The organism is Isoptericola sp. NPDC056578 (genome assembly GCF_042793275.1).
GTDB lineage: Bacteria > Actinomycetota > Actinomycetes > Actinomycetales > Cellulomonadaceae > Isoptericola.
The window spans coordinates 1-9171 of the sequence record NZ_JBHTVC010000099.1; the positions used below are offsets into that span (position 1 = coordinate 1).

9 protein-coding genes are annotated in these 9171 nt (G+C 75.3%); 2 read left to right on the forward strand and 7 right to left on the reverse strand.

Annotated features, from left to right (window positions below):
* Window positions 1–127 precede the first annotated feature (127 nt).
* The 3 genes from ACFQ80_RS22045 to pgsA form a co-directional block, all read right to left on the reverse strand.
* Window positions 128–475, reverse strand: a complete 348-nt coding sequence (locus ACFQ80_RS22045; RefSeq protein ID WP_430552602.1) for a helix-turn-helix domain-containing protein — start codon at window positions 473–475, stop codon at window positions 128–130.
* Window positions 476–721: 246 nt separating this feature from the next.
* The gene (locus tag ACFQ80_RS22050) at window positions 722–1276 is read right to left on the reverse strand and encodes a CinA family protein (RefSeq protein WP_430565144.1); all 555 of its coding nucleotides are present in this window, start codon (window positions 1274–1276) and stop codon (window positions 722–724) included.
* Complete coding sequence (pgsA, locus tag ACFQ80_RS22055) at window positions 1273–1875, reverse strand: CDP-diacylglycerol--glycerol-3-phosphate 3-phosphatidyltransferase (RefSeq protein WP_430552601.1); 603 nt, start codon at window positions 1873–1875, stop codon at window positions 1273–1275. The genes ACFQ80_RS22050 and pgsA overlap by 4 nt, the downstream gene beginning before the upstream one ends.
* A gap of 74 nt (window positions 1876–1949) precedes the next feature.
* On the opposite strand from pgsA, the gene ACFQ80_RS22060 reads away from it, so the two are divergent.
* Window positions 1950–3248, forward strand: a complete 1299-nt coding sequence (locus ACFQ80_RS22060) for a CapA family protein (protein WP_430552600.1) — start codon at window positions 1950–1952, stop codon at window positions 3246–3248.
* Between the two features lie 9 nt (window positions 3249–3257).
* Here ACFQ80_RS22060 and ACFQ80_RS22065 read toward each other — a convergent pair whose 3' ends face one another.
* Window positions 3258–6080 (reverse strand): DNA translocase FtsK 4TM domain-containing protein, encoded by a 2823-nt coding sequence (locus ACFQ80_RS22065; protein ID WP_430565145.1) that lies wholly within the window; start codon window positions 6078–6080, stop codon window positions 3258–3260.
* Between the two features lie 77 nt (window positions 6081–6157).
* The gene (locus ACFQ80_RS22070; protein WP_430565146.1) at window positions 6158–6571 is read right to left on the reverse strand and encodes a hypothetical protein; all 414 of its coding nucleotides are present in this window, start codon (window positions 6569–6571) and stop codon (window positions 6158–6160) included.
* Between the two features lie 96 nt (window positions 6572–6667).
* Here ACFQ80_RS22070 and ACFQ80_RS22075 point away from each other — a divergent pair, with 96 nt between their 5' ends.
* Entirely contained in the window at window positions 6668–7249 is a 582-nt protein-coding gene (locus tag ACFQ80_RS22075; RefSeq protein ID WP_430565147.1) for a TetR/AcrR family transcriptional regulator, read from the forward strand.
* Window positions 7250–7272: 23 nt separating this feature from the next.
* On the opposite strand, the gene add is transcribed toward ACFQ80_RS22075, so the two are convergent.
* Window positions 7273–8316 (reverse strand): adenosine deaminase, encoded by a 1044-nt coding sequence (gene add / locus ACFQ80_RS22080; RefSeq protein WP_430565148.1) that lies wholly within the window; start codon window positions 8314–8316, stop codon window positions 7273–7275.
* Window positions 8317–8347: 31 nt separating this feature from the next.
* On the reverse strand, window positions 8348–9171 hold an 824-nt coding region (locus ACFQ80_RS22085; protein WP_430565149.1), incomplete at its 5' end, for a DUF4328 domain-containing protein.

Below are 9171 nucleotides of genomic sequence, written 5' to 3' on the forward strand. Positions count from 1 at the left end.
GGCAACGCCCGCGGGGCCGGATCTGTGGATCTGGAGCAGCTGTGGATCTGGAGCAGCTGTGGATCTGGAGCAACTGTGGATCTGAAGCTGCGGATCTGAAGCTGTGGGTCCGAGTTGTGGGTCCTGGTCAGCCGACCGGTGCGAGGTCTCCTCGCATCGACTCGGCGTCGCGCGGCTCGCCCGCACGGCTGAGCAACCCGGCGTAGACGTCCGCCGGGATCGTGTCGGGGATGTGCAGGCCCTCGGCCACCGCGATCCGGTCGCTGACCTCACGCAGCACGAGGGACATCGGTACGTCGAGCGCCTCGCAGATCGACGCCAGCAGCTCCGACGACGCCTCCTTCTGCCCGCGCTCCACCTCGCTCAGGTATCCGAGCGAGACCCTCGCTGCGGACGACACCTCACGCAGGGTGCGCCCCTGGCGCTGCCGCGCGTCGCGCAGCACGTCGCCGATCTCACGTCGCAGTACGACCATCTCGCGCCCCCTCTCCGTGTCCGATCGTCCCGGCACCGGACCGGTCGTGACCGGGTTCCTCGTCCGTCCTGTCGTTCCCCTGGCTGCAGGGGTGGCACTACCGTACCGCGCGCGCGGCATGCCCGGCCTGGTGTGGCGCGCATCGAGACGGCTTCGTGCCCTGTCGGTCATCACACCCTTCGCAACGCGGGCACCCGGGGGCTTGTTCCCGCGGTCACGACCCGCGACAGGCTCGTCACGCACCCTTCACAGGCCTGTCGTGCGGCGGGGCGTCGCCGCGGACGCCGGGTCGCCCCAGGCTTCGAGCGCCAGGGTCAGCACGGCCCGCACCACGCCGGACCGCACCTCGGCGCGGGTGCCGGCGAGGTCGAGGCGGAGCACCCGGTCGCCCGCCGGGGTGCTCACGGCGGCGTACGCCTCGCCCGGCGCGTGCCCGTCCTGCGGGTCGGGCCCGGCGACGCCGGTGGTCGCGAGGCCGACGTCGGCGCTCAGCGCCCGGCGCACGCCGGACGCCATCTGGCCGGCGACCTCGGGGTCCACCGGCCCTCGTCGCGCCAGGAGGTCCGGGTCGACGCCGAGCACCGCGGCCTTGAGGTCGGTCGCGTAGGCGACCACGCCGCCGCGCACGACGGTCGACGCCCCCGGCACGTCGACGAGGGTCGCCACGACCAGCCCGCCGGTGAGGGACTCCGCCGCGGCCAGCGTCCAGCCCCGGGCGCGCGCGCCGTCGAGCACCGCCCGCGCGAGCAGCCCCGTCCCCGACTCCGTCGGCGGCACCCGTCCCTCGCCGCCCTGCGTCACGCGGCGGGCCTGGGCCCGGCCTCACGCCGGCCGGCCGCGAGGAGGCGCGCCCCCTGCGCGAAGTAGTCGACCCCGGTCACGACGGTCACCGCGATCGCGGCCCACAGCACGATCCACGCCACGACGTGCACGACGCCGGGGAGGGCCGCCAGGGGCAGCAGGAAGAGCGTGATCGCGACCGCCTGCAGCACCGTCTTCAGCTTGCCGCCGCGCGACGCCGGCATCACGGCGTACCGCAGCACCACCATCCGCAGCACCGTGACGGCCAGCTCGCGCGCGAGGATGACGGTCGGCACCCACCAGGGCAGCTCGCCCAGCGGCCAGCAGAGCAGGATCAGGGCCGCGCCCACGAGCGCCTTGTCCGCGATGGGGTCGAGGATCTTGCCGAGGTCGGTCACGAGGTTGCGCGACCGAGCCAGGTAGCCGTCGACGCGGTCGCTCACGGCGGCGACCACGAACACGCCCGTCGCCACGAGGCGCCAGGTGACGGAGTCGCCACCCTCCATGAGCAGCGTCCAGGCGAACACCGGGACGAGCGCGATGCGCACGAGGGTCACCGCGTTGGCGACGTTCCAGGGCGAGGGCGCTTCGTTGACCACCGACCCACCCTATCGGGGCGACGGGCGTCGGACGCCCGTGGGCCGGCAGGCCGCGCGGGCAGTACTCTCCTCGCGTGCCGCGCCACGCGTCCGACGACGGACGACCCTCACGACGACGTCTCGTCGTCCTCGCCGCGCTGTGCGGTACGGCCCTCGGCGTCGGCGGGGTGCTCGCCGCCGGGGGGCTCGGGGGCGCGGGGACCGCGCCCACCCCTGGCGCGGACGCGCCGTCGGCGGGTGCGTCCCCCGTCCGGAGCCCGTCGCCGACCCCGAGCCCGACCCCCCGGCCGGTCGAGCTCACCCTGCTGGCCGCGGGCGACCTCCTCACGCACGACCCGGTCGTCAGGTCCGCCGGCGGGCCGCGGGACGCCGACTTCACCCCCCTGCTGGACGGCCTCGACGCCTGGGTGCAGGGCGCCGACCTGGCGCTGTGCCACCTCGAGGTCCCGGTGGCGCCGAAGGGCACCGACCCCAGCGGCTACCCGCTCTTCGGTGCGCCCCCGGGGCTGGTGCGCGACCTCGAGGAGCAGGGCTGGGACGGGTGCTCGACGGCCTCCAACCACTCCGTCGACCGGGGCTACGACGGCGTGACCGCCACGATCCGGCGCCTGACCGCCGCCGGGATGGGGTTCGCGGGGACGGCCCGCAGCGCGACGCAGCAGGACGAGCCCCAGCGGTACGTGCTGACCCGCGAGGGCCGGGAGATCACGGTCGCGCACCTTGCCGCCGCCTACGGGCTCAACGGGCTCCCGATGCCCGCGGACGCGCCCTGGGCGGTCGACCTCATCGACGCCGACCGCCTCGTGCGGCAGGCCCGCCAGGCCCGCGACGAGGGCGCCGACGTCGTCGTCGTGAGCCTGCACGCCGGGGTCGAGTACACCGAGACGCTGACCGACCAGCAGGAGGACGTCGTGCGGCGGCTCGCCCGGTCCGGCGAGGTCGACCTCGTCATCGGGCACCACGCGCACGTGCCCCAGCGGATCGACCGCGTGGGCAAGGGCCCCGACGGCGAGGGGATGTGGGTCGCCTACGGCCTCGGCAACCTGCTGTCGAACCAGAGCGCCGCGTGCTGCGACGCACGGACCAGCAACGGCGTCCTGCTCACGGCGACCCTGACCCAGGACACCCCGGACGACCCCGCGCGCGTGACGGGAGTGACCTGGACGGGGACCACCGTGGACATCGGCGGCGGGCACGACGTGGTCGCGCTCCCCGACGCCCTGGACGACCCCGGCACGACCACCCTGTCCGCCGGCGAGCTCGAGGCCCGCGAGGACCGGGTCCGGGACGCGGTGGGCGACGTCGCCCCGGAACGACAGGAACCGCCCGTCGCCACGGGCCCGCCGCCCGAGGTGCTCCCCCGCGACGACTGACCCCGACCCTCAGCGCCAGCCGTTCTCCGGGTCGGTGTCGGCGTCGTCGTGGTAGTCCTTCGCCACGGGCGGGGCGTGCCCGCCGGTGCCGTCGGCGTACGGGTCCGCCGCGCCGCCGTCCGCGGACCCGCCGTCGGCGTCCTGGTCGTACGCCTGCGGCGTCTCGCCGCGGATGAGGGCGAGCGCGGACGGCAGGTCGTCCGGGGTCACCAGCACCTCGCGCGCCTTCGACCCCTCGGACGGGCCGACGATCTCGCGCGACTCGAGCAGGTCCATGAGGCGGCCCGCCTTGGCGAACCCCACCCGCAGCTTGCGCTGGAGCATCGACGTGGAGCCGAACTGCGTGGTCACCACGAGCTCGGTGGCCTGGAGCAGCAGGTCGAGGTCGTCGCCGATGTCCTCGTCCACCTGCTTCTTGGCCGCCGCCGGCGCGGTGACGTCCTCGCGGTAGACGGGCTTGAGCTGCTCCTTCACGTGCTCGACGACGCTGTGCACCTCGGACTCGGTGACCCACGCGCCCTGCACGCGCATGGGCTTGGCCGCGCCCATGGGAAGGAAGAGGGCGTCACCCTGGCCGATGAGCTTCTCGGCGCCCGGCTGGTCGAGCACGACGCGCGAGTCGGCCAGCGACGAGGTCGCGAAGGCGAGCCGCGACGGCACGTTCGCCTTGATGAGGCCCGTGACGACGTCCACCGACGGCCGCTGCGTGGCGAGCACCAGGTGGATGCCGGCGGCGCGCGCGAGCTGGGTGATGCGCTGGATCGAGGCCTCGACGTCTCGCGGCGCGACCATCATGAGGTCGGCGAGCTCGTCGACGACGACCAGCAGGTACGGGTACGGGGCGATCTTGCGCTCCGAACCCGGCAGCGGCTTCACCTTGCCCGCCCGGACGGCGGTGTTGAAGTCGTCCACGTGCTTGTAGCCGAAGGTCGCGAGGTCGTCGTAGCGGGCGTCCATCTCGCGGACCACCCAGTCGAGGGCCTCGGCGGCCTTCTTGGGGCTGGTGATGATGGGCGTGATGAGGTGCGGGATGCCCTCGTAGATCGTCAGCTCGACGCGCTTGGGGTCGACGAGCACCAGGCGCACCTGCTCCGGCGTCGCGCGCATGAGGATCGACGTGATCAGCGAGTTGATGAAGCTGGACTTACCGGCGCCGGTCGCGCCCGCGACGAGGATGTGCGGCATCTTCGCGAGGTTCGCGACGACGTAGCCGCCCTCCACGTCCTTGCCCACGCCCATGACCATCGGGTGCTCGGTGCGGCGGGCCGCCGACGAGCGCAGCACGTCGCCCAGCACGACCGTCTCGCGGTCGGAGTTCGGGATCTCGATGCCGATCGCGGACTTGCCCGGGATGGGCGACAGGATCCGCACGTCCGCGCTGGCCACCGCGTACGCGATGTTGTTCGACAGCGACGTGATGCGCTCGACCTTGGTCTTCGCACCGACCTCGACCTCGTACCGCGTGACCGTCGGCCCGCGGGTGAAGCCCGTCACCTGCGCGTCGACGCCGAAGTCCTCGAAGACCTTGGTCAGCGACTCGACCACGCGGTCGTTCGCCGCGGACCGGGTCTTGTGCGGCGCGCCCTTGCCGAGCGACTCCTCGCTGGGCAGCAGGTAGACCGTGTCTCCGTCGAGCATCGGCTGCTCGGCGCGGCCCATCGGCGGCAGGTCGCCGGCGGGCGCGGGGGCGGGCTCGTCGGGCGCCACGGCGGCGACGGCCTCGGTGGGCGCGGTCGCGGCGGCGCCGACGCGCTGGGTGGCCTTGCCTCGGCCGGCCTTCGCCCCCTTGCCGGCGGCCTCCTTCTCGAGCGTGGCCGCCTTCTCGAACGCCTCGTCGCCGGCGTACCCGTCCAGTCCGTCGGCGGCGGCCGCCTCCGCGGCACGCTCCGCCTTCGTCCTGCGGGAGCGCTTCTTGCGCGGCGCCGGGTCGGTGCCGTCGTGCCGGGAGACGCCCTCGGCGAGCGCGAGCCCGTCGTCGTCCACGGCCTCGTCGGGGCGGTGGTTGCCGGTGAGTCGGTCGTACAGGCCCCGCAGCCGCTCGGGGATGCGGTGCACCGGGGTGGCCGTGACCACCAGGAGCCCGAAGAAGCCCAGGAGCAGGAACAGCGGGACGGCGACCCACTCGGTCAGCCCGGTCACGACCGGGGTCGCGGCCAGGTAGCCGATGATGCCGCCCGCGTCCTGGAGCGCCTCGAAGCCGTCGGACGGGGCCGGGGTGCCCTCCGCGATCGCGACGAGCGCGCACACGGACACGACGACGAAGATCAGGCCGATCGCGACGCGGGAGTTCGCCTGCCCCCGCTCGGGGTGCCGCATGACGCGGAACCCCAGCCACAGGAGCAGCACGGGGACGGCCACGCCGGCCAGCCCCACGGTGCCGGCGACGACGGCGTGCACGACGGTGCCGAAGGTGCCGGAGATCCCCCACCACTCGCGCGCGGCCACGACCAGCGCGAGGGCGATGAGGAAGAAGGCGACGCCGTCTCGGCGGTGCTCGGGTTCCAGGTCTCTTGCTCCCTTGGTGATGCTGCGGGTCAGGCCGCCGATCCCGTGCGCGACGCCCAGGTAGAGGCCGCGCACCGCCCGGACGGGCCACGACTGGCCCGACGGGCCCGACCGTACCGGTCGTCGTGCCGGCTGCTTGCGCGTGCCGGTGCCCCGGCCCGGGCTCCGGCCCGACCCCTTGCCCGACGACCGGGTGGAGGACGACCGGGCGGGCGCGCGCCGGGTCGGGGCGGCCACGGATGCGGTCCGCCCCGTTCGCGAAGTCCCCCGCGCAGTCCCGGTGATCGGGGTCCCGGTGATTCTGCGGGCGGGTGTCCGGGTCGCCATGATGCCCCCACGGTACCCGCGCCACGGGCCGCGACGCCGCAGGTCCCGGGCGCGTGTTGCCGCCGCCGGGCGGGCCCTCAGCCGGCTGTGAGAAGCCCCACGGCCAGCGTCACGACGCCGAGGGCGAGGACGACCGCGCCGGCGGGGAGCAGCAGGACGGCCCGGTTCGGCGACGTGCGCCCCGCCCCCACGGCGGAGAGGAAGAAGCCGGCGGGCAGGAGGATCGCGGCGACCAGCACGCCGGTCGCGGCGACCCACCGCCAGACGCCGACGAGGTCCGTCGCCTCGGCCAGGACGACGCAGAGCAGCCCGAGGATGACGAGGACCCCGGCGTGCGCGTGACCCGCCCGGAAGAAGGACGTCTGGAACGGCGTCGCGGGCGCCTTCCCGGTGACCACCTTGACGAGGAACCAGCCGCCGGACTCGATGCCGACCACGGTCAGGAGGACGACCCCCGCGGTGCTGCGGGCGGCGTCGGTGAGCTCGAGCACGGGGACCTCCGGTGACGGGGACGGCGTCGGAACGTTTACGAACAATGTTATGGAACACCGTTCGCAAACGCGCGTCAAGGGGTCTACGCTCGCCGCATGGCTCGCCCCCGCCTGCACGACGACGCCCTGCGCACCCGCCTGCTGGAGGTCACCTCCGAAGCCCTCTCCACGGGGGGCGAGCAGGCCGTGACGGTCCGGTCGGTCGCGGCCTCCGCCGGCACCAGCGCGTCGGCGGTCTACGCCCTGTTCGGCTCGCGCGAGGAGCTGCTCGCCGCCGTCAGCGCCGAGGGCTTCCGCCGGTTCGCCACGCACCTGGCCGCCGTCCCGCGCACGGACGACCCCGTCGCCGACCTGCGCGCCCTCGGGGTGGCGTACCGGCGCAGCGCGCTGGCCGACCCGCACTTCTACCGGACGATGTTCGACCGCGCCGTGCGTCCCGGCGCCGACGCCCCGCCCGCCACCGAGCAGCCCACCTTCCGTGTGCTGCTCGCCGCCTCCGCGCGCGTGCTCGGCGTCGGGCCCACCGACGCCGAGCCCGTCGCCGTCGGGCTGTGGGGGCTCGTGCACGGCCTCGTGTCGCTCGAGCTCGCCGGGCTGCTGCCCGGGGACGAGCCCGCCCGCGCCGCACGCTACGACGCCGCCGCGGGCGCCGTCGGCCCCGCGCTGCTCGCGCGCTGAGGCATGGGGTCCGGACGCGCTGCTCAGCCCGCCCGGCGCCACTCCTCGACGTCGGCCACGTGGCGCGCGACCGTCCCGGCCGGCAGGAACGACCCGCGGAACGACGCCGCCGCGAGGTCGGCGCGCTGGTCGCGGGTCAGGCGGAACTGCGCGGTCACGGCATCGTCGACCTCGTCGACGTAACCGCCGAAGTACGACGGGTCGTCGGAGTTCAGCGAGACGTTCAGGCCCGCCTCGAGCATCGCCGGAAGCGGGTGCTCGGCGAGGGACGGCACGGCACGCAGCCGCACGTTGGAGACGGGGCACACGGTGAGCGGGACCTGGTCGCGCACCAGGCGCGCCACGACGTCCGGGTCCTCGAGCGCGCGGATGCCGTGGTCCACGCGCTCCGCGCCGAGCACGTCCAGGACCTCGGTCACGTGCCAGGCCGGGCCCTCCTCGGCCGCGTGCGCCGTGCGCCGCAGCCCGTGCGCGGCGGCCTTCGCGAACGCGGGCGCGAACGGGGCGGCCGAGAACCCGACCTCGGTGGACGCGAGCCCGACGCCGGCGACCGGCGCGTCGAGGGCCAGGAGGTCGTCGAGCAGCTCCTCCGCCTCCGCCCCCGGCCGGTGCCGCAGGAAGGCCGCGATCAGCAGGCCGCTGACGCCCAGCTCGGCCTCGCCGGCCTCGAGGCCCTGCGTCACGCCGCCCACGACCTCCGCCAGGGGCACGCCCCGCGCGACGTGAGTCTGCAGGTCCACCATGAGCTCCGCGTGCCGCACCCCGCCCGCCGCGGCCCGGCGCAGGTACGCGACCGTGAGGTCCGCGAAGTCCTCCGCCGTGCGGAGCACCTGCGACGTCGCGTGGTAGAGGTCCAGGAACGACTGCAGGTCGGTGAAGGCGTACGCGGTGCGCAGCGCGGCCGGGTCCTCGAACGGCAGGGCGATCCCGTTCCGCTCGGCGAGCGCGAAGGCCAGCTCCGGCTCGAGGGTGCCCTCCAGGTGCAGGTGGAGCTCGGCGCGCGGGGGTCGCTGCGCGGTCGACGAGGTCGGGGTCGACGAGGGTGAGGTCGACGGCGATGGGGTCATGCCAGGCAGCGTAAGGGCCCGTGACCGCCGGTCAGGCGACCGGGGCGAGCCGGGCCCGCAGGCCCCCTGTGATCTCGCGCACCAGGCCGACCCAGAGCAGGCCGCCCGCCACCACGGCCACGGTGGCGAGGCCCTCGAACACGGGGATGGTCTCCGGGTCGCGCGAGGCGAGACCGAGGGACGAGAAGGCCGCCTGGTTCGACGCCCACAGGCCGACGAGCCAGCACGCCCACCACCAGCCGAGGCGGCCCGGCGTCCGCCCGCCCACCACGGCGGCGCGCACGTCGCGCACCACCTGGAACGGGAACCAGAGGGAGACGACGGGGACCGCCCAGCCCAGCCAGACCCACACCGGCCCGCGCACCTGCCGGACCGTCGGGGACAGCACCACCGCGGCGCGACGGCACTGCTGGAGCCAGAGGCACGCGACGACGAACGCCGCGACCTGGAGCGGCAGGAGGAGGTTGCCGAGCTCGTCGTACGGCGTCGAGACCTCCAGGAGGGACCCGCCCGCCGCGAGCGCCGCCTCGTAGGGCGCGACCGCCTGGAACGAGGCGGCCAGGAGCACCACCTGGATCGCGCACCAGGCCACGGCGAGGGCCACCGCGGCCGTCGCGAGGCCCGTCGGCGCGGCCGGCGCGGGTACCGGCGGGGCCCAGCCCGCCGGGACCGCGGGCGCGCCCGCCGACGGCGGCGTGTACCCGGGCGGCGCGTACGCGCCGAACCGCGGCTGCGGCGGGGCCGCGGGCGCGGTCGCCGGTGGCGTCGCCGGGGTCGTCTCGCGCGGGGCGGCGCCGGACGGCGGGGCGAACGGGTCGGGCTGGGTCATCGAGACCTCCGGGACGGCGGCGGGGC